Here is a 24,061-nt window from a genome sequence, read left to right as displayed (position 1 = left end):
GTGCTTCAGGGGTTGTTTCCGGAGCCATATAAGCTAGGGAGAGCAGTGAGGTGGAGAAAAAAAGAGATCTTAGCCTTTACTCCAAAGAAAAATAAGGAGAAAATAAGAACAAATTAGGTAAAGTTGTATAAACCGTAGAAGGTGGACTAAAAAGTGGTCTAAAAATGGTTATTTAAAGAAAAAATCTATATATTTAATATGTTAAAGATACAAAATGGTGCCCAAAAGAGGACTCGAACCTCCACGCCTTACGGCACAGGTACCTGAAACCTGCGCGTCTACCAATTCCGCCATCTGGGCTTATAAAATTCATCTAAGCGCATGAAGAAACTCTGTCAATAAAATTATAGAATTTATTTTTTCAGCTTAAAACGATAGAATTGAATTTTTGAGGGAGATCATGATTTTAGAAGTTTAAGGTTAGAAGTTTAGGGTGTGAGGACTGTCTTTGATAAAATTGTTGAATCCGGATTAAATGTGTAAATAATAGGAATGCCGGTCGCTAATTCTTGAGATATAATTTCCTCACCAGTTAGACCTTCAAGCGCCATAATAAGAGCACGAAGAGAGTTTCCATGTGCTGCGATCAAAACAGTTTGGGAGCGCAAAATATGAGGCTGGATATGGTAAAGATAATAAGGCCAGATGCGCGCACCGGTGTCGCGTAGGCTTTCTCCATTCGGCGGCGCAATCGTATAGGAGCGGCGCCACATTTGCACTTGTTCTTGCCCCCATTGTTGGCGTACTTCATCTTTATTTAAACCAGAAAGATCACCATAATTACGTTCATTTAATGCGGGACTTTTTATCACTTCTAAATCTGATTGTCCCATTTGCTCTAAAATGTGCTGAGCGGTTTTTTGAGCTCTCTGTAAGGCAGATGTATAAGCGATATCAAACTTTAAACCATATTCTTTTAGTTTTTCTCCTGCTGCTATCGCTTCTGCATGACCTTTTTCTGTTAAATCGGGATCTTTCCAACCGGTAAAAAGGTTTTTGAGATTCCATTCACTTTGTCCATGACGAATGAGTACAAGTATGCGTCCCATTATGAATTGCCTCTATTCTATTGATTGTTTAAAATTCATCGTTCAATCCCAAAACATCGAACATTGAATAAAGACCGCTTTCATGATTTTGTGCCCATAAAGCTGCTTTTAATGCACCGTTGGCAAAGATAGAGCGTTCTTGCGCTGTATGTGAAAGAATAATGCGCTCATTGGAACCGGCAAAAATGACACTGTGTTCTCCAACAACTGTTCCACCACGTGAATAGGAAAAGCCAATGGTGCCTTTTTTGCGTTTACCTATATGACCATTGCGTTCGTTGACACCCACATTTTTAAGCATAACATTGCGCCCTTCAGCTGCTGCTTGGCCAAGAAGAATGGCTGTTCCAGAAGGGGCGTCAACTTTGTTCGCGTGATGCATTTCATAAATTTCGATATCAAAATCATCGGCTTCTAATGCTTTAGCGGCTTTCTTTACAAGGTTTGCTAAAAGATTTATTCCAAGGCTCATATTTCCGGATTTGACAATTGTTGTATATTTTGCAAAATTTGCAATTTTTTCTTCTTCTGTTTTGCTAAATCCTGTGGTGCCAATAATATGGACAAGGCTTTTTTGAGCAGCGTAGTTAGCATAAAGAATACTGGCTTCTGGTTGTGAAAAATCTAAAATACCTTCTGTATTAGAAAAGGCATTTTCGGGATTGTCAGTGATACTAATCCCAAGAGAATCAGAACCAATTAAGGCACTGGCATCTTTTCCTACAAACGGTGAGCCTTTGCGTACAAGAACAGCACAAAGCTCTACATCTCTCCTCTGCTGGATTGCTGTAATGAGTTCACGTCCCATTCTTCCATTTGCACCAACAACTGTAAGGCGCATTTTTATCTCCTTATGATACTTTACTGTGCAGTATAGGCAAATTCTTGCCTTCTTTCCAATGGTTCTTTTTCTTTATAGAAAAATTTTTTTCTGCTTTAATTTATCTTGTTGTGCTGTAAGATACTGTTGTTTAGAGCAAGTGATATAAGATCTACAAATTTAAATAGAGATGTTTTTCGTTAGAGGGGGTGATGAATATTCCTAAGTAAGGTTTGCTTATGAAACCTAATGAAGATTGTGTATTACTTTACGCTTTTGTTTCTTTCGTTCTGTAAGGGGGAGCGTTCTTCATGCAAAACAAGATCTCCCAAACAAAATAGACCTATGTTGTCAATTCATGCGCTTTTCTTAAAGAAATATTTATCAATTTTTCTAAACTTATTTTATGATAGTGTTCATGAGTGGTATCACGAGAGAGTATCCATAAATAATATAACATCTATTCTGCGCCACTATCTTTATGCTTCAGAAAAGAGAAAATCAGCACTATCATACGTTTTATTAGCCTTTAATGTTTTAATAATTCTTGGCGCTTAGGCATTTTCATTCTTTTCTTTAATATTTTTTCACTTACCAATTTCATTTGTGACCCATAAGCAAGTGATTTTGATTGTTTCAAATGTGAGGAAGGTAATGAGAAAAAAGTATTTGGAATTGATGATTTAAGTTAAAAATGATTGTATATCAATATATTATCCATAAATAAAATCATGTAAAAAGGGAGTAAAAACAAGATATTAACAAGAAGTTGGATTGTTTACACACGAGAGTTGGTCGGATTCTTCATCCTTGAGGAAAGTCAGTTGAAAAAATTGTTATGTTATAAAAACGCATGATGAGTTTTGTTTATTATAGAGCAAATAGTATATATATTATACAATACATTTTTTCATATATTGGGGAGAATGGAGGATAACATGCGTTAAGTATTATTATTTTATTTGCCGATCTTCTAATAATTCTACAGCCCTTGTATTTAAAGAGAGTCTTTAAAATTCTTTCTTAAATACTTTCTCTCCCTGTACTAATCTTTTTTATGACATGACAAGAAAGTGACTTTTTTGATGCAATTATAAAGGGTCTTATTCTCTGTTAAATATAATTATAAATCAATGCATTATTGTATTATTTATATGAAATGCATAAAAATTCATAAACCTATAAATATCCTTTAGATAAAATATCACTTTTATTTTTGTTTGTGAGAGAAGGCTAGAAATCAAGATCTGCATAGTGAGCACTTGCAACAATTCCGCGGACGCGATCTGTTAAAAGAGAACGAAAAGAAGGGCGTGATTTAATTCTCATATACCAGTCTTTGGCAGCAGGAGATTGTTCCCAGTCAATTTCTCCTAGAAAGTCAAGTACAGAAATAGAGGCTGCTGCTGCTAGATCTGCATAGGACAAGGCAGAACCGACTAAACTATCGCGAGAGGCACAGAGCCAATTAAGATAGTTCATATGTGGTAAAATATTGGCACGTGCATTGCGTAAAATTTGTGAATTAGGAGCACCACCGCCAATGGCAAGTGGCATTTCACGTTTATGGATTCGTTCTCGTACGATATGGCGCGTTGCTTCATTTTCGAATTTATTTAAGAACCAGTCATTGAGACGGCGTACTTCCGCACGATCTAAAGGATTTTCCGGAAAGAGCTTATTTTCTTGTCGTAAACTTCCATGTATTTCGTCTAAATATTCACAGATAACAAGAGGGCCTGATAACGGAACTTCGTGTTCATCGAGAAAAACAGGAACATGACCAGCGGGATTGAGAGCTAGAAATTCGTGTCTTCTTGCCCATTCATATTCTTCAATCAGTTGAGTGGTTACACCATATTCCCCAAGAATGAGGCGTATGAAGCGCGAGGCAGCGGATAGGGGAGAGTGAAAAAGTGTTAGCATAATTTACACTATCAAATAGAGTTGAAGAAAATTCTTTCAAGTAATCATTTTTATAAAGATGCTTGACTAGAAGTACAAGATTATTAGCAGCTGCTAGCAATTATAATTAATAAATTATTAATAACCAGGAATTGTTCTCTTATGCGATGGTTTGCAAAATGGCAGCACGTAATTCTTCTAAACCGATAGCTTTTTCTGAAGAGGTTACAAGAAGCTCAGGATAAGCTGCTGGGCGTTTAAGAAGCTTTGTTTGTGTGCTCATAATTAATTTTTCCAAGGCATTTGATTTGATTTTATCGCTTTTTGTCAAAACAATTTGATAAGAAACGGCTGCTTTATCAAGGAGAGCAAGAACATCTTCATCATTATTTTTGATTCCGTGCCGTGAATCAATCAAGATATATACACGTTTTAACGTTGTGCGCCCCCGTAAATAGCTAAAAATCAAATTTGTCCACGCATCAACGAGATTTTTAGGAGCAGCAGCAAAACCATAACCAGGCATATCTACTAATGCTAGAGGGGGAAGGTCTCCTAGTTGCCCACTGAAGCCATCGGGGACAAAATAATTAAGCTCTTGAGTCCGTCCTGGTGTATTTGAGGTACGTGCTAAGCTTTTTTGTTGGACGAGTGCGTTAATTAAAGATGATTTTCCAACATTGGAACGTCCTGCAAATGCAATTTCCGGTGGTCCTTCGGGGGGAAGAAAGCGTATTGCTGGTACACCACGAATAAAAATCCAATTGCGAGAAAAAATTCCAGAAAGGGAAGAATCTCTTGTCATTCACGCACTTCTTTTTTGGGTGATCTTCTCCAGATGGCTTTCAGATTATCAAAAAGCTCAATTTTGACGCCTTGGCGCTTCATCATGATACCTTGCTGAATGATTGATAATATATTGTTCCATGCCCAATAGATGACGAGACCAACAGGGAAAGAGGCGAGCATAAAAGTAAAGACAATAGGCATCCATGTGAATATCATCGCTTGGGTTTGGTCTTGAGGAGCGGGATTCATACGCATTTGTAAAAACATCGTTATTCCCATAATCAAAGGCCATGCACCAATCATAAGAAATGTTGGCGTTGTATATGGCAAGAGACCAAACAAGTTAAAAAGAGAAGTTGGATCGGGTGCCGCTAAATCTTGAATCCAGCCAAAGAAAGGCGCATGGCGCATTTCAATGGTGATATAGAGAACTTTATAAAGAGCAAAGAATATTGGGAATTGAACCAACATTGGCCAACAACCGGCAAGGGGATTAATTTTTTCGGTTTTATACAGGTCTATTATTGCTTGTTGTTGTTTGGTCCGGTCATCGGGATATTTTTCTTTTATTTCTAGCAACCGCGGTTGTATAAGCTTCATACGTGCCATAGATTTATAAGATTTATTGGCTAGAGGGAAAAGAAGTGTTTTTAAGAGTACTGTGACAAGAAGTATGGCGATACCAAAATTTCCTGTTTGCTTATAAAGAATATCAATGAGAGAAAACATTGGTTTGGTGATGAAATCAAACCAGCCCCAATCAATTAAAAGAGCAAACTTTTTGATTTTTAGGTTATTTTGATAATTATTAATAATTTCAACTTGTTTTGCACCAGCAAAAAGACGATTAGTAACAGTTTTTGTTTCATTTGGGGCAATCGTTAAAGGCGACCCTAGCAAGTCAGATTGATAATGTGTTTGCAAACGATCAAAATAAATAAAACGGCTTGTATATTCTTTATTTTGCGGGGGAATGACTGCTACGGCCCAATATTTATCGGTAATACCAATCCAACCTCCTGTTACTTTAGAGAAGGTCATGCTCTTTTGCCCATTATCAGGATTTGGATCAAGTTCTGCTAAGGTTTTATATTTTTCAGTTTTGAGCGAATCTCCCGCAATTCCTATCATCCCCTCATGAAGCAAATAGGTTGCATTTGTATGTTCTGGTGGCGCTGCACGTGCAACGCGGGCATAGGATGAGAGATATATTGGTTGATCACCTTCATTGCTGATAGAATCCTCAATGGTAAACATGTAATGATCATCAACAGAAAGGGTACGGCGGAAGATTTGTCCCTGTCCATTATTATAAATTAAAGTGATGGGTGTTGAAGGAGTCAGGATTGTATTATTTCCCTCTATTTGCCATTTTGTATCCGATTGAGGTAAGGCTTTTGCTGGCAAAGACGCACTTGCAAAACCAAATTCAGCAAGGTAGGTCGTTTTAAAACCTTTAGGGTTTAGCAAATCGATTTCCGGTGATTTTTTATCGACTGTTAAACGATATTTTTTGAGGTGAAGATCATCGAATTGTGCACCAACAAGATTAATAGAGCCTTCTAGTTCATTGGTTTTGATCGCAATACGTTCTGTTTTGGCCAATACAGCTTTCCGAATTTCAGGTGTCATTGGCTGTTCGATGATAGATGTAGCTTGATGCGTTGAGGCATCGTCAGAAAAATCCGTCGTGGTAGTAGCAAGAGCCGATTGTTGTTTTGATAATTGCTGTGTGACGATTTGTTGTTTTTGTAACCTTGCTTGTTTGGGAGCAACATGAAGAAATTGCCATGCGATGAGCACTACGAAAGATAAGCCAATAGCGATAAAGAAATTGCGGTTATATTCCATCCGTACACCCTTGTTGTTGTTTCTGATGTTTTATTTTTGGTTTTATTCGCCGATTTAACTCACTAATTAAGGATGTAAAAGGCGCATGTAACACATCACGGTACGCTACAATGACATAATCTGTTCCTGCTTCTAGGTGGTTTGTTACACCAACTCTCACGGCTTCACGCAAGCGCCTTTTAATACGATTACGTTTCACAGCATTACCGTTTTTACGGGTAACAGTGAAGCCTACGCGTGCAAAAAGAGAATCTTTTTTTTCTGTTGTTTGTTTACGAGATTTAACTTCGAGCAGAAATAAAGGACCACGTCGTTTTTCTCCTGTACGGACAGCCAAAAAATCTGCTCTTTTGCGAATACGACAGGGATGGTTTTTCTTCATAAAAGAACATTTCGCAATTTCACTAAATGCCTGCAAGCAGGCATTAGAGGTTCATAATGAAAGTTTCACAACGAAGAAATGATGAGAAATCCTCAATAGTTGTGAATATTTAAATGGTTAAGCAGAGAGCCGCTTACGTCCACGAGCACGTCTTGCAGCAATAACTTTACGTCCTCCAGCTGTGGCCATGCGTGCACGAAACCCATGGCGGCGTTTACGGACAAGTTTAGAGGGTTGGTAAGTACGTTTCATTTATTTAAATACCGCGGAGTGCGGCCCTTCTTAATCTTCGTTTTATGAGCAGTTATGCACGAGATAAACAATTTTATCCTATCATACGGCTGTTAACCCATAAGGAAAAATATAAAAAAAGTCAATCTTAGAATGTTTTTCTCTCCCTTGAAAGAATACAAAACACCTTAATAACTGTCTGTGACACTTTTTGTAAAATACTGTAAGGGTTTCAGAAAATAACGATTGAATCTACAAAAAACAAATGACTAGGGCATTAAAGAATTAAAGAAAGTGTGACTGATTACTGTATGCCAATTTTAAATATCCTTTAATATTAAAAGTTTTTTTACAAAATTTTTATCAGAATATTCATTAAAGTGCTTGTAGCATAAACATGATTGATAGGATTTTATATCAGATTTTATGTTTGAGCTTCTTTATTTAAGGATAGTTTCATATTTTTAAAGAGATAAGATATAAGTAATGTACACTTTATAATGCTGAGTAAAGTAGAAAATTATCAGGTGATAAGCCTGTAAGTGTTTTCGTTCTTATGCTTGTATTTTCTGGTATTTTTATAGAGAGGAAAGAACGTGAATCCTATCACAAGTGAGGCTGTCCGCAATGTGTTACGTACAATCAAAGGACCAGATCTTGAAAGCGATATTGTGTCGTTGGGGCTTCTTTCAGAAATATTGATTGCTGATGGAAAGGTTTTTTTTTCCATTACAGTTCCTGAGGGAGGTGTGCAAGAATGGGAATCATTGCGTCGTTCTGCTGAAAAGATGGTATGTGCCTTGGAGGGCGTGGAATCTGTTGTTGTCACACTTACAGCTGAAAAAACAACAAAGGCTGCATCTAGACGGAGAGCAAATCTCTTACCGATCAAAATGCCCATAGAAGGTGTGCGGCATGTGATTGCTGTTGCTTCTGGAAAAGGAGGGGTAGGAAAATCTACGATGGCAATAAATATCGCCTTAGCTTTACAAGATTCTGGTTTCAAGACGGGGGTGATGGATGCTGATATTTATGGTCCTTCGTTGCCACGTTTGACAGGACTTGTTAATCAAAAACCACAGCTTATTGGAGAAAAAAAGCTTCAACCTCTTGAAAAATTCGGACTGAAATTGATGTCGATGGGATTTTTGGTGGAGGAAGAAAAGCCGGTGGTCTGGCGCGGTCCTATGGTTATGGCAGCTGTAACGCAATTGTTACGAGATGTTGTATGGGGCCCTTTGGACGTTTTAGTCGTTGATATGCCGCCCGGTACAGGGGATGCACAATTAACGCTTGCCCAACAGGTACAATTAACAGGTGCGTTGGTTGTTTCTACGCCCCAAGATCTTGCTTTAGTGGATGCGCGTAAAGCAATAGAAATGTTCATGAAAGTTAATGTTCCTATTCTAGGACTCATTGAGAATATGAGTTATTTTATCGCTCCTGATACGGGAAAACGCTATGATATTTTTGGCTATGGTGGTGCACGGGCAGAAGCGGAACGTCGAGAAGTCCCTTTCTTAGCGGAAATACCGCTTGATGCAGCTTTAAGATTTTCTTCAGATGAGGGGGTCCCTATTTTTGTTGCTAAGCCTACTGAAGAGCTTGCTAAACTGTATCGTAAAATTGTTGATCAAATAAAAAATAAATTCTTTTGAAGATATGTTTGTTTAAGAGAATTTGCTAAAATATAATCATAAAAGACATAAAAATAGGTGTAACCTTTGTAAGGGTAAAGGGAAGCCTTAATGTTTGAGTGGAGTATAGAGGTGACAAACAAAAAGTTAGTCATGCACTTGGGTAATCTGAAGAACGGGGACTTAATCGGGGCGGTTGGAGCAGTGAGGTGAAAAAGATGTTGGCATTGATGCGAAAAGAAGAAGACAGAAAATGAAAATAATTGAGGAAAATTGTAAAAGGTTATAAAAAATATTTAACAATCACTTTTTTACGATAAAAACAGCTTGAAGATCAATCGGAAGATTGATCCCTATTCATTTAAATTACAAGGGATGGGCGTTTAAAAAGCTCGTTTATCTTGCTCTTGAAATGTGTATAGCAGATAATGTTATCAATCCATATTCAAGAAAAACTCAATAAAAATACCAATAACTTTCTCTTATTGAGAGGATAAAAAATGCTGGTCAAGCCTTTTTAGAAGCATTTATTTTTTGAAAAGTAGCTTCAATAGCCGTTGTTAAAGCACTTCTTCCCCCTTGATGAGAAAAACAATTTGACAAAAATTCATTTGTTCCCCCCTTTGTTGAAAACTCTTTTTCAAGTCGTGCAAAATCGAGAGATGTAGAACAATCTGTTGCTATAATTTTACGCATTTCATCTGTAAGATTGCCAAACATCATGGTAAGAAATTCTGCTGATTGCTGTTGTTTTAACCCCTGTGTTATAAACCATTGATGGGCTGTCTCTAAAAAATTAAAATATACGCCCATAAGTGAACCAGCAGTCATAAAAAGATTAAACTGCTCTTCCTTATCTAGTACCAATGTACCCCCCAATGCATCAAATAGAGCACGTAAAAAGGGATGATCGGGATAAATTGGTGTCAAATTTTTACACTCTGCGACAAAAGGTAGAGGAACAGCACGATAAACTTTATGGTTGATCCATTTTTCCACTTCTGCTGCTTTTGCCATAGCAAGTACGGAAATAACCAGCTGTTCTGGACGAAAGCGAAGAGAACGCAAAACGCTTTCTGCAATTTGGTTAGGCAAGCAAAGAAAAACACAATCACTCACATCGAGCAACGCTTGGTTATTTTCAGCAATCATAACCTTATCATACGTGTGTGAAAGATGCTCTGCTGTTTGTGCATTGCGCGGTGAAACAATAATGGAAGAAATGTCAAAGGTGCTTGTCATGAGGCCATTGACCATTGAAGCACTGATTGTGCCCGTTCCCAAAAAGCCAAGTTTCATTTCTCTTCCTCAGTTTTATATTTTAAAAGGAATCTCAATTAACAGTTTATGTGTTTTAACTAACATAAATGCTAATTGAGGAAGCAACACATAAAATAGCAAGAATAATCAAGCCCAAATAGACTTTTGGTTTGTCAAACAGAACGGCAAAAGCAGAAAACCAACCAACAATAGCTGCGGCTAATGCAAATAAAAAACCTGGTTTATTCATAAGTACAATATGCATTGCCATTAAACCACCAATAATCAGCGCTCCAAAAACAATGAGCAAACCTGTTGCAAACTTTTCATAATCATCCATATTTCGCTCCTTATAGCGCTCAAATTGTTATACACTTTTTAACGCATATGCATATAAAAACGAAACGTTTTTTATAGAGTATGGTTAAAACGGAAGGGGCCTTTTATTGATCAGATGTAAAAAATGCAGGGATATGCTGTGGCCAACGCCAAGGTAAAATTGCAATTAAATCAAAGCGTACAGACAAAAGGGCATAATCTTTTTGCCGTGCAAGCCAAATATCGGCAGCTGCTTCAATTCGCCTTTCATTCATTCGGGAAACCGCTTCCATTGCTTCAGCTAATGTTGAACGTGCTTTGACTTCAACGATTAAAATCAAATTTCCACGTCGTGCAATTAAATCAATTTCCCCACATTTTGTTTTAAAACGCCTTTCGGCAATGTGAAACCCTTTGCAACGTAGCCACCAAGCTGCCAATTTTTCTGCACGAACCCCTCGATAAAAAGACTTTTGCCTCCGTTTTTTTTGTATAGTCTTAATTTTATGCATTTTTTAAAAAATTTAACCGCTGAAAAAGTTCCTGTTTTTTAAAACCGGTCTTTTTTGCAACCAAAGCTGCTGCCTGAGCAGCAGAATGTGTCCGCGAGAGTTTTAATAACATTTCATCAACTTCTTGATCACTCATCACGTTTAAAGAAGAAGATGATTCTCCAACAAGTACAACAATTTCTCCACGAATATGTGATTGTTTTTTGTAAGATTCCAACAAATTCCCCAAATTGGAAGCATCCACTGTTTCAAACTTTTTTGTTAATTCACGACAAATTGCGGCAGGTCGATCAGCCGAAAAAAGCGTGACCATATCCTGTAAAGTTTCAACAAGACGATGCGGTGATTCATAAAAAATCAAAGTCGCTGGAATCTCTTTTAATTGTTCCAATCGTTTTTGACGCTGTCGCTTGCGTGCACTCAAAAAACCTGCAAAGAAAAAGCTATCCGTAGGAAGCCCTGTTGGTATAAGAGCGGTTAAAAGAGCTGATGCTCCAGGGATCGGAATAATTTTATGACCAGCTTTACGTGCCTTTTCTACCAATCGAAATCCGGGATCAGAAATAAGTGGCGTTCCCGCATCGGAAACAAGCGCTACCGTTTTATTTTCTGCCAAAGCGGCTAAGAGCTTCGGCCCCGCTTTTTGCGCATTATATTCATGATAAAGAAAAGTTTTTTTCTGAATACCATAACGTTGCAACAAAACACGTGTTACCCGCGTATCTTCACACGCTAAAATATCAATTCCTGCAAGCACTTGCAAAGCACGAAGCGTAATATCTGCAAGATTTCCAATAGGCGTTGCTACAAGATAAAGCCCTGGTTCTATAACGGGGGCAGAATAAGCATGCGCACCTATAAAATATGCTTTTTCACACATGCTCTTTTCTTTTCATCAAATTCCCCTCACCACAAGATTTTTATTCATACTCATAAGCTTTATAAGCCATTTTTGTTCATTTTTTACCAGTACATTTTTTATCATTACAAAGGCTTACTTTGCTCGAATAGTTGATACTCCCACAATACAATAGTTTTACCTTCATATTCACTAACATTATCATCTGTTTTGGTCAGCATGATCTTTTTCAAAAAAACAGACTCCAGATGTATCCAATATCCTATCAGCTCTATAATTTTCTATAAAGTTTTTCCTTTGAGAACCAAAAACAATTTTACCTGTGCCTATATTTCACGCTTGGTTGTGCTCTTTTACAAGCTAAACTTTCTCAATTATTTCCATAACGCCCATCTTTCAAATGCTCTATTGATATTCAAACTGTTCTTCTGAGTAAACGTCAGCAGATCCTTTTAAAACACAAACAACTCGCTATATCGTTATTGATCAAATATAAGCCCTTCTTAGCAAAATATTTCATTTTGTCCTATTCTCTTCCCCCTTAACAGATATAAAGAATATCTTAAAAACTTTCAAGGTTCATTTTTATCTTAATTATTTGATTTATAATGGATAATTTGTTATTTTTTGCCTATAGAGTAGGCGCCTTAAATATCGTAAAATTATCTCATTTTAACGCCTCTTATCATCAATGAATTAAAATCATTTGTATGCATCACAAGGAGGATTGGTGTGTCGTTGAAGATGAGTAAAAAAGGAGTAAAATGCCTTTTTGAGCTCTCTTAAAGCAAAGGCTATCGCAACATTGGAGTTAGCAAAGAAAGTGATGCTGCCGGTTTATACTTTTTATTGCGTAAATATGGAACTATTCATTTACGAGAATACGAGATATTTTTCTCAAGATTTATCGCGAAAGAATTGTTCGATATATATTGAGAGCTATCTTTTAAAAATAAATCCATAGATAAGCAATACAAGTTTGTTTTAATTTTGGGCGTTTTATTTTTTTGAAGGATATGCTCCCATAAAAAATGCAAGTCATAAAAGCAGGGATAATACGTAATCTCTCTTTTTTAAAAGATAGTGTGATGTTTTTGAAAGTCGTAAAACCGCATGAAAAGATGATGATAAAGATGTGAAACAGATTTCTTCCTTTCAGACCTCATATTCTTACTCAGTGAAGCTGTATTTTCATTTCAGGGAAAATTTAAATAGAATATGCAAGATTTTTGCTCAGGATACAAAAGCTGGAATGCCTCGCTTTCGTTCACCTTTATCTTTCTTTCATATATGCCGCTTGTGTTCGATTTGGATGTTGATTTACAAGCTACAGAGAAAGTACAAGCTTTATAAAGAAAATACGCTATAAAACGCGTAATAGAATGGTCATGAATTGGAAAGACATTTAGGTTTTGTCAGATATTATTTCCAATAATGATAGCGCTTATGGCTTTTTATTCTTATGGTGTTTTTACACATTCTTTGCATTCCATCTGTAAAGGTTAGATGCAAGACAATGTATAGACTACCCTTGATTTGAGCGTAAAAAGTTTATGTGATACTTAGATTTGGGGATATCTTTATCAGTAGAAACATTGAGAGTGATTAAATAAGCATGCTCTGTGTCATGCAATATTTTCTTTTTTCTACATTCATCCGTGGTTTCCTTTAGTGAAAATTGCTTGGCAAAGGATAGGAGATAAAACAAACTCGAAGCATATCTCCATGGGTTTTATTCTTGGCTTTTTGAAACGATTGAGTTTTCTTTGAGGGGGATAAATCCATTTTGGATCATGGGGGAGGGAGCAAAGTAGAGCCACAGCTTTGCCTTTGTACAGACTGTTGAGAGCAGTGTCTGTATTTTTATAGCAGAATGGTCAAGATATCTTCATTCTTGTTTTTTTATTGAAAAAAATCATGCAGTGAGGAGAGTATTTTATATGAGAATAGAGTCCATTTTACACTATGAAAGAACCTATATAGGAAGATGATTGATAGATTTCTGATCTGAGGGAAGTATTTCAATTTAGGAGAAAGAACAATAATCATATAGTGAGGGTTACATATTAGGATAGAAGGGGCCCTCATTGCCTTGCGGACAGGTCCAAGTGATATTTTGGTTCGGATCTTTGATGTCGCATGTTTTACAATGTATGCAATTTGAAGCGTTGATCATATAAGTCAGATGGTCATTATCCTCTAGCCATTCGTAGACAGCGGCGGGGCAATAGTTTGTGGAAGGTCCTCCGTAGATTGCATATTCAGAGTCCTTTTGTTTTTTTAATGAGGCTATTTTTAAATGGCAAGGTTGATTTTCTTCATGATGTGTATTGGAAAGGGCAACACTTGAAAGGCGATCAAAGGTTACAACACCATCTGGTTTTGGGTAAGCAATGGGTTGAAATTTTTTTGCTGGTTCAAGGCATGCATAATCTTCTTTTCCATGGGAGAGTGTTTTAAATAAAGAAAATCCGAACAGTTGTTGCCACCACATATCAAAACCGGCAAGTTTAATTCCATATTTTGTCCCATATTTTGCCCAGAGTGGTTTGGCATTTCGCACTTTATAAAGATCTTTGCCAATGAGCCCTTTTCGCCACTGTTCTTCGATTTCTTTCACCTCATCATGGGCACGCCCTTGTGCAAGAGCGGTAGCGATTTTATCGGCAGCTAATATGCCAGATAAGATGGCATTATGTGATCCTTTGATACGCGGAACATTAACAAATCCAGCAGAGCAGCCAATAAGTGCTCCACCAGGAAAGGTGAGTTTTGGTACAGATTGCCAACCTCCCTCGCTGATAACACGTGCACCATAGGAAAGACGTTTTGCACCTTTGAAGATTTCATAGAGTTTTGGATGTGTTTTAAAACGTTGAAATTCTTCAAAGGGAGAAAGATAAGGATTTTTGTAATCTAAGTGTACAACAAAACCGACAGAAATGATATTGTTTTCTTGGTGATAAATAAAGCCACCACCCCCGGTATTATTGTCTAAGGGCCAACCGGTGAAATGTTGTACTAAACCGCGTTGGTGTTTGTGGGGATCAATTTCCCAGAGCTCTTTGAGACCAAGACCGAATTTTTGTGGTTCACGGTTTTTGCTAAGATTAAAATGTTGTATCAGTTGTTTTGTAATTGAGCCGCGTGCTCCTTCCGCAATTAAAGTATATTTTGCCAATAAAGCCATACCAGGCATATAATTTTTTCCGTGGCTTCCATCTTTGTTAAGCCCCATATCACCGGTGAGAACACCAATGATCGCTCTGTTATCGTTTTGAATGGTCTCTGTTACGGCAAAACCAGGATAGATTTCAACACCCAATGCTTCAGCTTTTTTGCTTAGCCAGCGGCAGACGTTTCCAAGCGAAACGATATAACACCCGTCATTTGATAAGATTTTGGGATGCAAAATATTGGGAAATATTGTAGCCTTTTGAGGTTTTAGAAAAAAAAACTGGTCACGGGTAACAAGGGTCGTGAAGGGATGGTCATTGTCATTTCGCCATTCTGGTAAGAGTGTATTGATACCAATGGGGTCAACAACTGCGCCAGAGAGGATATGTGCACCAACTTCGGTACTTTTTTCAATAATTGCGATAGAAAGCTCAGGGTTAATTTGTTTCAAACGAATTGCGGCAGAAAGCCCTGCAGGTCCTGCTCCGACAATGACTATGTCAAACTCCATACTTTCACGCTGGTCATGCAGAGGTGCTTTCATGGTTTATAAAGCTTTCTCCAATTCTGGAATAATTTGATGGAGGTCACCTACAAGAGCATAATCGGCAATTTGCATGATGGGAGCTTCTTCATCTTTATTAATGGCAACAATAATTTGTGCATCCATTATACCGGCTAAATGTTGGATTGCACCGGAAATGCCAACGGCAATATAGAGTTCAGGGGCAACGACTTTTCCTGTTTGTCCAATTTGCCAATCATTGGGCGCATAGCCTGCGTCCACTGCTGCGCGACTGGCACCCAAAGCGGCATTTAATTTGTTTGCAAGGGGAAGAAGAAGTGCCATAAATTGCTCTTGAGAACCAAGACCGCGTCCGCCTGATATAATAACACGGGCTGAGGTAAGATCAGGACGATCACTTTTGTTGGTTTCTTCTTTTACGAAAGAAGAAAGATTTGGATTGGCAGCTGGCGTTATTGTTTTAATGGGAGCAGAATTATTTTGGGAAGGTGTTGGTGTGAAAGAAGCGGTGCGAACTGTTATAATCTTTTTGTGATCATTGGTGCGTACAGTTTCAAATGCATTGCCTGCATAAATTGGTCGTTTGAAAGTATCGGGAGAAAGAACGGCGGTAATATCTGAAATTTGCATAAGATCAAGAAGAGCTGCTACGCGTGGCATCACATTTTTCCCAGTGCTGCTGGATGCAGCCATGATCACATCGTAATCATTTGCTAATGTGAGAATTGTGTCTGCTATAGGTTCGGCGAGTTGATGGGCTAAATAGTCTGCTTCGGCAATAAGAATTTGCCGCACACCATTAAGTTTAGCACTGTTTTCCGCTATTGTTTGAATTTTTTCTCCGCAAAGCAAAATATCGATATCGTTACTGAGTGCGCGCGCTGCGGTGAGTGCTTTTGCGGTTTCTTCTATATTATGATCGGCCAATAAAAGAGTTGCCATAAATTTTTGCCTTTTTATGTGAGTGTTGCTTTTACGCTAATGGTGAGAATATTAAATGCAGTTTTTTTGTTTTAGCGCACTGACAAGCTCTTCTACATTCGCTACTTTAATACCAGATTGACGGGGGTTGGGTTCTTCAACGCTTAAAATTGTTAAGCGTGCTTTCGTATCGATGCCAAGATCAGTCAGCGCTTTTTGTTCAATGATTTTCTTTTTTGCTTTCATGATATTAGGGAGAGAGGTGTAGCGCGGTTCATTGAGCCGTAGATCGGCGGTCATAACCATGGGAAGGGGAAGAGAAAGGGTTTGTGTTCCATTATCAACTTCACGAATAACTGTCGCATGCCCATTTTCTATGTTAAGATGTGAGGCAAAAGTTGCCTGTCCCCACCCAAGAAGAGCGGCGAGCATTTGTCCTGTTTGGTTGCTATCGTCATCAATCGCTTGTTTTCCTAAAAAGACCATATCAGGTTTTTCTTCATCAACAATGGTTTTGAGAACCTTAGCAATTGCTAAGGGTTCAAGTGTTTGATCCGTGGTGACAAGAAGTGCGCGATCAGCCCCCATTGCAAGTCCTGTTCGTAGAGTTTCTTGGGCTGCTTCTGGTCCAATTGAAACAAGAACAACTTCTGAAATTTTACCGGATTCTTTCTGGCGAATTGCTTCCTCTACGGCTATCTCATCAAAAGGATTCATAGACATTTTTACGTGAGACAGATCAACGCCTGTGCTATCGGGCTTGACGCGTATCTTGATGTTATAATCCACAACACGTTTGACAGCGACAATTATTTTCATGATGATCCTCTTATTTGTATGAATACAAGTCTATAGCAATACTCATAAGAAACAAAATTGTTTAGAATGGAGTCTCATTTATAACTTGTGTTTTCTTTCATATAAGCTTTTTTTACGTTTACTTGTACTTTCTTTTCGTCATTTTCAATTTTCATATCTTTTGCATTGCAATAATTGCCTTATTTGCTTGAATAAAAAGTAAAAAAATCAATTTGTTTTGTGAGAATATTCTTTTTTCATTTTATATGCTCTGTTTATGATGGTGCAATAGGGGCTTTATGCAATGAAAAATAAGTGAAAAAAATAAAAATGAGAGAATGATTTTGCTTTTCAAATCTTGAAGGAAGAAAAATTAAAAAGCCTTCTTTCAAATATTTGGGGTGAAGATAGGGCAAAAATATTTCTGGAAAAAAGTTTTTTAGCGTTCTTAAAGCTCTATTTACTAAAATAGAGCACACTTTACTCATCATTTGTGCGATTCTTTTCAGAAAGTTAATGAGGGGTAAGCGTTTGTGAATACGAAGGGTCATACGATCAACCAGCCGATCAATCAGGTTAGGAACGATAAATTCTCTTCTTTTGTTGAGCAGAAAGAGAGAAGGGATGCGCCTATGGACGTAACGATGTCTGATATTGCTCAAAAATTACGCACTGTTCATGCACAAATGCAAATGAAGCATTCTTCCCGTTCTTTGATACAGCAGGGGTCTTTAGAAGAGCATTTTAAATCTTACTTAGATGATATTAGTCGGGCCATTTTGGCTGAATATTATATCCGTCGTCAAAGGGAAAAAAAGCTTTTCCAGTCTTTAGAGCAGATTAAAACAATTGTTCAAAGTTTGCAGAGTGAAAAAAAGAGCTTAGAAGAAGCAGCACTAACACGACGTGGTCCTCGTTCAAAATCACCTGATTCTGTTGTACAAAAACTTGCTCATATGGAATGTGAGGGAAATAAAGAACCTTTATCACTTCAAAAAGTTCAAAATTTTTCGAGACAAAACGGTATAATTCCACTCCAAACAAATGTTGAAAATGCGGTGCAGAAAGAAAATAAAAGCTCTTTGCTAAATAATACTCTGAAACCTTCTTTTCAAAAGGTTGAGGGAGCCGTAGAGTGTGCTGTGATAGAAGAAAAGGATATGGGTGTTCAGGCACCTAATCATTGCATTGAAAATGATTTTTCTTCTTTAAAGGGGCAGTCACGGGGGAGTGTCTCGTTTTTATCTCATTTGGTAAAAAAAAGTGTTCTTTGTTTTTTAATCGTTGCATTTATGGTAGCGATAACGTTATGTCTTTACAGCTTTTTAAAAGGAGCTCGCTTTTTTTAGTTTTTATGATGTTGATGTTAATAGATGTGAAATGTATTGCGCATTCGTGGATTATGCGAAAGTTGTATAGCAACTAAAATTATCCTTTTAAACACGCAACAAAGATTATTAGAAAAAGAGGATAATTGGAGAAAGATTTTTCCAATTGTTAAAAAGCCTCAGATTATCTTGAAGGTTCTGTAAGTGAGTATTTATTTACCAATTGCTGAAATGTCACTCAATATGCTGATTTTGATTGGTATGGGAGTCGTTGCTGGTTTTTTTTCTGGTCTTTTTGGAATTGGGGGCGGTTTTCTTATTACACCTTTATTGATTTTTTATAATATCCCTCCTGCTATTGCTGTTGGAACAGGTGCAAACCAGATGATTGCGTCATCTGTAACAGGGGCGATTACACATTTTAGAAGACGTACGCTCGATATCAAACTTGGTATTCTTTTGGCGATTGGAGGAGGGGGTGGTTCTTTAATCGGGATTCAAATTTTTTCTGTTTTAAAAAAATTAGGTCAATTAGACTTAATGATTTCCCTTCTTTATGTAATTCTTCTTGGAAGTGTAGGAAGCTTGATGATTGTTGAAAGTTGGTATGATATGATGCGCAAGCGTAAGGCAGGAAAAGCCAATATTCGTCTTGCGGGTCGACATAACTGGATTCATCGCTTACCGTTAAAAATGCGTTTTCGGACATCTATGATATATGTCAGCATTATTCCAGTTTTAGGGATTGGTCTCATTGTGGGGTTGTTGTCTTCTATTATGGGAATTGGTGGGGGGTTCTTTATGGTACCAGCATTGATTTACCTTCTGCGTGTTCCAACCAATGTGGTGATTGGAACTTCACTTTTTCAGATCACATTTGTGTCTTCTTTCACGACAGTCTTGCAAAGTATGACTCATCAGTCCGTTGATATTGTCCTAGCTTTTTTATTAATGCTGGGAGGCAGTATTGGTGCGCAATATGGAACACGAGCTGGACGGAAGTTAAAGGCCGAACAATTACGTATGGCACTTGCATTTTTGGTGTTGATTGTGTGTATGCGTCTTGCTTTTCAATTATTTATACGCCCTGATAATCTTTTCTCTCTGGATGTTCTTATGAGATAAAAATGGGTAGATTATTTTCTTTATGCATTATTACAAGTTGCTTTTGTTTTGTTTCTTTTTCCTCATGGTCACATGTTGGGACGACAGCGACATTCATTGATCAAGTTGATCACGAAACTGTCCAAATTATCGTAACAACGAATACGATTACTGTGGATACAAATTTTGCTGGTCGTGATCTTTATATTGCTGGTGTTTTAGAAAATGTTGATCCATTATATTCTCGACAGAACCGTTATGATGTTGTTGTAAGCTTGGAGGGACAAGACCGAACAATGGTGATGCGAGAAAAAAAACGTAATGCTGGTGTATGGGTTAATACAGATTCTCTTATTTTTAAAAAGGTTCCTCTTTTTTACTCTATGGTTACAACGCGTGAAATTGACGATATTACGAGCATTGAAGATTATAAACGCTTAGGGTTAGGGTTACTCTATTTGCCATTGCAGACGGATGAACAAGATCAGAAAAAAATACAGATCTTTCGCGATGAACTTATAAAATTGCAAAAAGCTAAAAACCTTTATTATGAGGAAGTAGGGGGTGTTCGTTTTGGTTCTGACACGCTTTTTACTGCACATTTTCGTTTGCCAACCAATATTCCTGTTGGACATTATAAGGTCCGTGCTTATCTTTTTCGTGATGGACAGTTTATTGATAGTGCAACAACGACTCTTGAAATTGTTAAAGCACATATTGCTTATACAATTTTTTATGCAGCGCACAAGTATCGTTTTTTATATGGTATTGTTGCAGTGATTATTGCTATTACTACAGGATTTTTATGTCGTTTGATTTTTCGAAAAGATTAACGCAAGGAAAATGTTAAGGCTTTTATTTTTTATGAAAAATTCGTAAGATAAGAAAAATAGGCACAACAACAATAGCTCCCGTCATAGTTATATGGAAGAAATTTGTAAGCGTTATAAATCCTGCTTCCCATAGTGATTGAAAAAAATCTACTATTTTTTGTATGAGGTTTCGAGGTGTCCATCCCAAAAAATTCATTACGATGCCAATGAAGAATGAAAGAATAAGCAATTTTAGACTAACGCGGCTTAATTTTTCTCCAAGAAACGCATGAAAAGAATTTAATAATTTTTTTTTTCGCTTCATTCTAAGATACTTTCGAAGATCGTGTTTTTTATTGTATTATCATAGTACAGCGATGTTAATATCATAAAGGAAAAACATTTTTTTATTTTTTCTTACTTTTTGTAGTTTATCACCTTATTCTGGTTAACAGTGCTGGTTTTTGAAATATACACATGTTTTATTGCATTTTTTGCGATATTTTCATGGCACTTTTTTATGAAATGAAGGAATATCCTTTGTTTCTGAAAATTTGTAGAGAAATTTTATAACGTTTCGACATTTTTTATCAGAGTGAGAGTTTTAGTCTATTGAAGATTTTGTAACGAACTTATTATTGTCGTGTATAGAAATAATATTTTAAGACAGTTTACTTAAAAAAAGACTATCTATTCTGATAATGGTGTGCTTATATAGGTATTATATTTAGGTATTTCAACCTTAGTGCATTGAAAAGATATTTTTTACTGAAAAAATGTAAGCAATGAATTGAGTGTTGTTAAAGGAGCAGAGGTATTTAAAATACGATGTGGAAAAAAGTTTTGTTATGTGTGGGTGCGTAAAGGAATATCAGGGGGAGCCCATGCTCCTTTTATTTAGAAATAAAATATAATTTAAAAGCTGTTATTTGGCAGAGGATTATGGAAAAATTCAAAATTCCTCTTGTAGGGGGAGGAGGTCATGTCGGTTGATGGGTGAATTTTCCTGTTTTTTTAAATGTCAAATTGTTAGTAGAGATCTTTGTTATTAAGGCGCTTAAGCTAACAAGGAAGAGTCTTTTGATGGCATAAAAAGGCGAGAGGAAAGAAGAGCAAGCTTACCCGACAAAAGAGAGAAAATAGTGGTTTTATAGTCTTCAATCGTAGGCGTTATGACATCATGAATAGGCTCTGTTATGGGGGAGTATTCATTGTATGTCAGAGTGTTTGTTGTTGCATGTTTTGGTATAGGGATGGGTAGAAGTCCGTGGTTGGTAAGTGGTGTTGTTTGAAGGTTTTAATACTTTGTTTGAGGCGCTTATGGATCATCTAACCTTATTATTAAAGCATGTGCTTGTTGTGTGGGAAATTTATATAGTAAACTTTAAAAGGAAAAGTCTATGAACTTGAAGAAAAAAATATTACAAAATAGCAGCTCTCTTGTTTCTGCTTTTATAGCTTTGGCGATGGTTGCACAACAAGTTTCAGCAAAAACACCCGCTGATACCCTTGTGATGGCTTGGAATCTTGACGCAATCAGTACATTTGATCCTGCGCAGCTCAATGATGTTTATGGAAGTGAAATTGTTCGCAACGTTTGTGATAACTTGATCAGTACTGCGACAGATGATCCTGCTAAAATGGTTCCTGCTTTAGCAACGCATTGGGATGTTTCAGGTGATGATCACAGTACGGTGATTACTTTTCATTTGCGTGATGGTTTGAAGTTTAATAATGGCAGATCAGCCAATGCCAATGATCTTGTTTGGGGTATGAAGCGGGTTGTCAAATTGAAGATGGGTAATGCGGCAATTTTTAATGAATATGGAATTGTAGAACAAAATGTTGATGATGCTTTGCAAGCTCCTGATAAGAAAACAGTTGTGATGAAATTTGATAAACCTTATCCAGCAGAACTTATTCTTAATAATATTGTTGCAAGTCCTGCAACAGCTTTGCTTGATCGTAACACGATTATGAAACACGAAAAAGATGGTGATTTGGGAAATCAGTATTTGAAGAGTCATGCTGCTTGTGTTGGTCCTTATCAGTTAAAAAGTTGGCGCCCTGGAGAAGCTCTTTTGTTGCGTGCAAGCTCTCACTATTGGGGACAAGCGCCTAAATTGAAGCAGATTTTAATTCGCCATGTTGCAGAGCCCGGAACACAACGTTTGTTGTTGCAAAAGCACGATATTGATGTTGCTCGTGATTTGACCCCTGAAGATCTTGCAGATCTGCAAAAAACAACAGATGTTAAAATCGAAGAAGTGTTAGAGCCATCCATGATGTACTGGGGATTTAACATGACAAATCCTATTTTTGCTAAGGAAAAAGTACGTTTGGCGATGCGTTATCTCATAGATTATGAAGGTCTTGGCAAGAAGCTTCTCAAAGGTGTTGGTGTTCCACGGGCCAGTTTTATTCCTCTTGGCAACTTTGGGGCTTTAGATGAAAAAGAAGGGCAACCCTTTACATTTAATATTGCAAAAGCCAAGCAGCTTTTAGCAGAAGCTGGTTATCCGAATGGATTTGAGGCAAATTTTCTCGTATCAAATGCTCCTTATAGGGTGTTAGTTGCTCAGTCACTCCAAGATAGTGCCGCAAAGGCAGGGGTGCGTCTTAAAATTGAACGGATGGCCGGTACACAGTTGTTTTCTAAACTTTATGCACGGGCTTTTGATACGATTTTTGTCGGATGGAATAACGATTCTGCGGATCCGCATACAATGGCTTCACGTCTTGTTTATAATCCAGATAATCGGCTTGAGGCTAAAAATACAGCCTATCCTAGTTGGCAGCATGGGTATTTGGATGAAACGATGAATCAAAAAGTTGAAGAAGCGTTGTTTCAAAAAGATCCGCAAAAACGAGCGCAACTCTATGCTGATTTACAACGTGAATTGATGCAAAAAGGACCTTATGCGTTTATCTTTCAGAAATATACCGTTATCGCGATGACGCCTGATATCAAAAAGTGGGTTTGGAATAGTGCGCCACATATTTTTTATAGTAAAATTGAAAAATAAGAGTGTCTTCAATGCTGTTCAATAGATAAAGGGCATTGTCATGATATATTCGGCGTATTGTATAAATTTTAAGCTTTGCAATGCGTCGAAGATCATAAGTAATGCGTGATATATTGTTGAATATCTTTTCAAGACATTCGTTTAAAGAGATTTTTCATTCTCATTATAGGTGTATTGAAGTGGATGTTAAGATCGATATTTCAATTTCTCTGAATTAGAAAGAGGTCAATTTATTTGTTAAAAAACTGAGTATAACATAAAGAACGAAGTGTAACAAATGTCGCGGAATTTAGTCGTGCTAAAGGTGCAAAGGTTTTGCGATGTTGAAGGAAAGTTTTGTTATGAGGGGTACACAAGGGATATCAGTTTTTTATGGTGTTCATATTTTCTTTTGCTTTGAAAGATGATGAGATGCCAATTGAAGGGTGCTATTTTACGGGGAGTGATGAAAAAATTAAATTTTCTTTTGAAGAAGGAATAAAAGTCGTTGCATTTGGCAAATTAACGAGTTTTTCTGTTTTATCAAATAGTCAAATTGTTATGAAGGCTCTTTGTTATTAAGGTACTTGAGCCAAAAGGGGTAGTGTTTTGATGGTATAGAATACGCCGGAAGAAATACGAGACAAGCTTGCTTAACAAGATAGAAAAAATACAGGTTTTATAGTCTTCAATAGTAGGCGTTATGATATCGTGAATAAGCTCTGTTGTTGGTGAGCGTTCATTGTATATCAGAGTGTTTTCCTTTGTATGTTTTAG

At 37.1% G+C, this 24,061-nt stretch carries 21 protein-coding genes, 1 tRNA gene and 1 pseudogene; 7 read left to right on the top strand and 16 right to left on the bottom strand.

Features of this window, described 5'->3' with window-relative positions:
* Nucleotides 1–117 (top strand): annotated as a pseudogene (locus tag ACFILW_RS06650) (DNA-binding protein); the annotation flags it as partial.
* A 98-nt stretch (nt 118–215) separates the two neighbouring features.
* On the opposite strand, the gene ACFILW_RS06645 reads toward ACFILW_RS06650, so the two are convergent.
* From ACFILW_RS06645 to rpmH, 8 genes are all read right to left on the bottom strand, one after another.
* Nucleotides 216–300, bottom strand: a tRNA-Leu gene (locus ACFILW_RS06645).
* Between the two features lie 128 nt (nt 301–428).
* Nucleotides 429–1,049: a 2,3-bisphosphoglycerate-dependent phosphoglycerate mutase gene (locus ACFILW_RS06640; protein ID WP_375623809.1), complete on the bottom strand. Its 621-nt coding sequence runs from the start codon at nt 1,047–1,049 to the stop codon at nt 429–431.
* Between the two features lie 28 nt (nt 1,050–1,077).
* Nucleotides 1,078–1,890 (bottom strand): 4-hydroxy-tetrahydrodipicolinate reductase, encoded by an 813-nt coding sequence (gene dapB, locus ACFILW_RS06635; RefSeq protein WP_375685392.1) that lies wholly within the window; start codon nt 1,888–1,890, stop codon nt 1,078–1,080.
* Nucleotides 1,891–3,102: 1,212 nt separating this feature from the next.
* Nucleotides 3,103–3,795: a glutathione S-transferase family protein gene (locus ACFILW_RS06630; RefSeq protein ID WP_375623813.1), complete on the bottom strand. Its 693-nt coding sequence runs from the start codon at nt 3,793–3,795 to the stop codon at nt 3,103–3,105.
* A 139-nt stretch (nt 3,796–3,934) separates the two neighbouring features.
* Nucleotides 3,935–4,579, bottom strand: a complete 645-nt coding sequence (gene yihA / locus ACFILW_RS06625; protein ID WP_375623815.1) for a ribosome biogenesis GTP-binding protein YihA/YsxC — start codon at nt 4,577–4,579, stop codon at nt 3,935–3,937.
* Complete coding sequence (gene yidC, locus ACFILW_RS06620) at nt 4,576–6,414, bottom strand: membrane protein insertase YidC (protein WP_375685391.1); 1,839 nt, start codon at nt 6,412–6,414, stop codon at nt 4,576–4,578. The genes yihA and yidC overlap by 4 nt, the downstream gene beginning before the upstream one ends.
* Nucleotides 6,404–6,796 carry a ribonuclease P protein component gene (gene rnpA / locus ACFILW_RS06615; RefSeq protein ID WP_375685390.1) on the bottom strand — a complete coding sequence of 131 codons (393 nt, stop codon included), beginning with the start codon at nt 6,794–6,796 and terminating at the stop codon, nt 6,404–6,406. Before rnpA ends, yidC begins: the two co-directional genes overlap by 11 nt.
* Before the next feature lie 117 nt (nt 6,797–6,913).
* Entirely contained in the window at nt 6,914–7,048 is a 135-nt protein-coding gene (gene rpmH / locus ACFILW_RS06610; RefSeq protein ID WP_005864709.1) for a 50S ribosomal protein L34, read from the bottom strand.
* Between the two features lie 575 nt (nt 7,049–7,623).
* Between rpmH and ACFILW_RS06605 the strand changes: the two genes are divergently transcribed.
* On the top strand, nt 7,624–8,685 hold the full coding sequence (locus tag ACFILW_RS06605) for an Mrp/NBP35 family ATP-binding protein (RefSeq protein ID WP_375623822.1): 1,062 nt from the start codon (nt 7,624–7,626) through the stop codon (nt 8,683–8,685).
* A 486-nt stretch (nt 8,686–9,171) separates the two neighbouring features.
* Here the strand turns inward: ACFILW_RS06605 and ACFILW_RS06600 are convergent, their stop codons facing one another.
* The 7 genes from ACFILW_RS06600 to ACFILW_RS06570 all read right to left on the bottom strand — a co-directional run bounded on the left by ACFILW_RS06600 (nt 9,172) and on the right by ACFILW_RS06570 (nt 17,056).
* Complete coding sequence (locus ACFILW_RS06600) at nt 9,172–9,963, bottom strand: pyrroline-5-carboxylate reductase (RefSeq protein WP_375646399.1); 792 nt, start codon at nt 9,961–9,963, stop codon at nt 9,172–9,174.
* A gap of 55 nt (nt 9,964–10,018) precedes the next feature.
* The gene (locus tag ACFILW_RS06595; protein WP_375607294.1) at nt 10,019–10,264 is read right to left on the bottom strand and encodes a hypothetical protein; all 246 of its coding nucleotides are present in this window, start codon (nt 10,262–10,264) and stop codon (nt 10,019–10,021) included.
* 103 nt (nt 10,265–10,367) lie between these two features.
* Complete coding sequence (locus tag ACFILW_RS06590) at nt 10,368–10,736, bottom strand: YraN family protein (RefSeq protein ID WP_375623865.1); 369 nt, start codon at nt 10,734–10,736, stop codon at nt 10,368–10,370.
* Between the two features lie 10 nt (nt 10,737–10,746).
* Nucleotides 10,747–11,634 carry a 16S rRNA (cytidine(1402)-2'-O)-methyltransferase gene (rsmI, locus tag ACFILW_RS06585; protein ID WP_375623826.1) on the bottom strand — a complete coding sequence of 296 codons (888 nt, stop codon included), beginning with the start codon at nt 11,632–11,634 and terminating at the stop codon, nt 10,747–10,749.
* Nucleotides 11,635–13,672: 2,038 nt separating this feature from the next.
* On the bottom strand, nt 13,673–15,334 hold the full coding sequence (locus ACFILW_RS06580; protein ID WP_375685389.1) for a 4Fe-4S dicluster domain-containing protein: 1,662 nt from the start codon (nt 15,332–15,334) through the stop codon (nt 13,673–13,675).
* Between the two features lie 3 nt (nt 15,335–15,337).
* Nucleotides 15,338–16,258 carry an electron transfer flavoprotein subunit alpha/FixB family protein gene (locus tag ACFILW_RS06575; RefSeq protein WP_375623830.1) on the bottom strand — a complete coding sequence of 307 codons (921 nt, stop codon included), beginning with the start codon at nt 16,256–16,258 and terminating at the stop codon, nt 15,338–15,340.
* A gap of 51 nt (nt 16,259–16,309) precedes the next feature.
* Nucleotides 16,310–17,056: an electron transfer flavoprotein subunit beta/FixA family protein gene (locus tag ACFILW_RS06570; protein WP_375685388.1), complete on the bottom strand. Its 747-nt coding sequence runs from the start codon at nt 17,054–17,056 to the stop codon at nt 16,310–16,312.
* Between the two features lie 512 nt (nt 17,057–17,568).
* On the opposite strand from ACFILW_RS06570, the gene ACFILW_RS06565 reads away from it, so the two are divergent.
* From ACFILW_RS06565 to ACFILW_RS06555, 3 genes are all read left to right on the top strand, one after another.
* Nucleotides 17,569–18,384 (top strand): hypothetical protein, encoded by an 816-nt coding sequence (locus ACFILW_RS06565; protein ID WP_375685387.1) that lies wholly within the window; start codon nt 17,569–17,571, stop codon nt 18,382–18,384.
* A 183-nt stretch (nt 18,385–18,567) separates the two neighbouring features.
* Nucleotides 18,568–19,488: a sulfite exporter TauE/SafE family protein gene (locus ACFILW_RS06560; protein ID WP_375623836.1), complete on the top strand. Its 921-nt coding sequence runs from the start codon at nt 18,568–18,570 to the stop codon at nt 19,486–19,488.
* A 2-nt stretch (nt 19,489–19,490) separates the two neighbouring features.
* Entirely contained in the window at nt 19,491–20,300 is an 810-nt protein-coding gene (locus ACFILW_RS06555; RefSeq protein ID WP_375623838.1) for a TIGR02186 family protein, read from the top strand.
* A gap of 22 nt (nt 20,301–20,322) precedes the next feature.
* Here the strand turns inward: ACFILW_RS06555 and ACFILW_RS06550 are convergent, their stop codons facing one another.
* Nucleotides 20,323–20,604, bottom strand: a complete 282-nt coding sequence (locus ACFILW_RS06550) for a DUF6460 domain-containing protein (protein WP_375613505.1) — start codon at nt 20,602–20,604, stop codon at nt 20,323–20,325.
* Nucleotides 20,605–21,679: 1,075 nt separating this feature from the next.
* Between ACFILW_RS06550 and ACFILW_RS06545 the strand changes: the two genes are divergently transcribed.
* Both ACFILW_RS06545 and ACFILW_RS06540 read left to right on the top strand, forming a co-directional pair.
* The gene (locus ACFILW_RS06545; protein WP_375685386.1) at nt 21,680–23,305 is read left to right on the top strand and encodes an ABC transporter substrate-binding protein; all 1,626 of its coding nucleotides are present in this window, start codon (nt 21,680–21,682) and stop codon (nt 23,303–23,305) included.
* 372 nt (nt 23,306–23,677) lie between these two features.
* The gene (locus ACFILW_RS06540; protein ID WP_375623842.1) at nt 23,678–23,866 is read left to right on the top strand and encodes an exodeoxyribonuclease VII large subunit; all 189 of its coding nucleotides are present in this window, start codon (nt 23,678–23,680) and stop codon (nt 23,864–23,866) included.
* Nucleotides 23,867–24,061 lie beyond the last annotated feature (195 nt).

The organism is Bartonella sp. TT110JLCBS (genome assembly GCF_042193405.1).
Taxonomy (GTDB): domain Bacteria; phylum Pseudomonadota; class Alphaproteobacteria; order Rhizobiales; family Rhizobiaceae; genus Bartonella.
This window is presented reverse-complemented; position numbering and strand designations above follow the sequence as displayed.

Excerpts from the sequence above, each read along its gene's own strand:
- ACFILW_RS06540 (WP_375623842.1), top strand. The coding sequence starts at position 23,678 with ATGGTGTTCATATTTTCTTTTGCTTTGAAAGATGATGAGATGCCAATT.
- ACFILW_RS06580 (WP_375685389.1), bottom strand. The coding sequence starts at position 15,334 with ATGAAAGCACCTCTGCATGACCAGCGTGAAAGTATGGAGTTTGACATA.
- ACFILW_RS06575 (WP_375623830.1), bottom strand. The coding sequence starts at position 16,258 with ATGGCAACTCTTTTATTGGCCGATCATAATATAGAAGAAACCGCAAAA.
- yidC (WP_375685391.1), bottom strand. The coding sequence starts at position 6,414 with ATGGAATATAACCGCAATTTCTTTATCGCTATTGGCTTATCTTTCGTA.
- ACFILW_RS06630 (WP_375623813.1), bottom strand. The coding sequence starts at position 3,795 with ATGCTAACACTTTTTCACTCTCCCCTATCCGCTGCCTCGCGCTTCATA.
- ACFILW_RS06640 (WP_375623809.1), bottom strand. The coding sequence starts at position 1,049 with ATGGGACGCATACTTGTACTCATTCGTCATGGACAAAGTGAATGGAAT.
- yihA (WP_375623815.1), bottom strand. The coding sequence starts at position 4,579 with ATGACAAGAGATTCTTCCCTTTCTGGAATTTTTTCTCGCAATTGGATT.
- ACFILW_RS06595 (WP_375607294.1), bottom strand. The coding sequence starts at position 10,264 with ATGGATGATTATGAAAAGTTTGCAACAGGTTTGCTCATTGTTTTTGGA.
- ACFILW_RS06600 (WP_375646399.1), bottom strand. The coding sequence starts at position 9,963 with ATGAAACTTGGCTTTTTGGGAACGGGCACAATCAGTGCTTCAATGGTC.
- dapB (WP_375685392.1), bottom strand. The coding sequence starts at position 1,890 with ATGCGCCTTACAGTTGTTGGTGCAAATGGAAGAATGGGACGTGAACTC.
- ACFILW_RS06545 (WP_375685386.1), top strand. The coding sequence starts at position 21,680 with ATGAACTTGAAGAAAAAAATATTACAAAATAGCAGCTCTCTTGTTTCT.
- rnpA (WP_375685390.1), bottom strand. The coding sequence starts at position 6,796 with ATGAAGAAAAACCATCCCTGTCGTATTCGCAAAAGAGCAGATTTTTTG.
- ACFILW_RS06570 (WP_375685388.1), bottom strand. The coding sequence starts at position 17,056 with ATGAAAATAATTGTCGCTGTCAAACGTGTTGTGGATTATAACATCAAG.
- rsmI (WP_375623826.1), bottom strand. The coding sequence starts at position 11,634 with ATGTGTGAAAAAGCATATTTTATAGGTGCGCATGCTTATTCTGCCCCC.
- ACFILW_RS06550 (WP_375613505.1), bottom strand. The coding sequence starts at position 20,604 with ATGAAGCGAAAAAAAAAATTATTAAATTCTTTTCATGCGTTTCTTGGA.
- rpmH (WP_005864709.1), bottom strand. The coding sequence starts at position 7,048 with ATGAAACGTACTTACCAACCCTCTAAACTTGTCCGTAAACGCCGCCAT.
- ACFILW_RS06555 (WP_375623838.1), top strand. The coding sequence starts at position 19,491 with ATGGGTAGATTATTTTCTTTATGCATTATTACAAGTTGCTTTTGTTTT.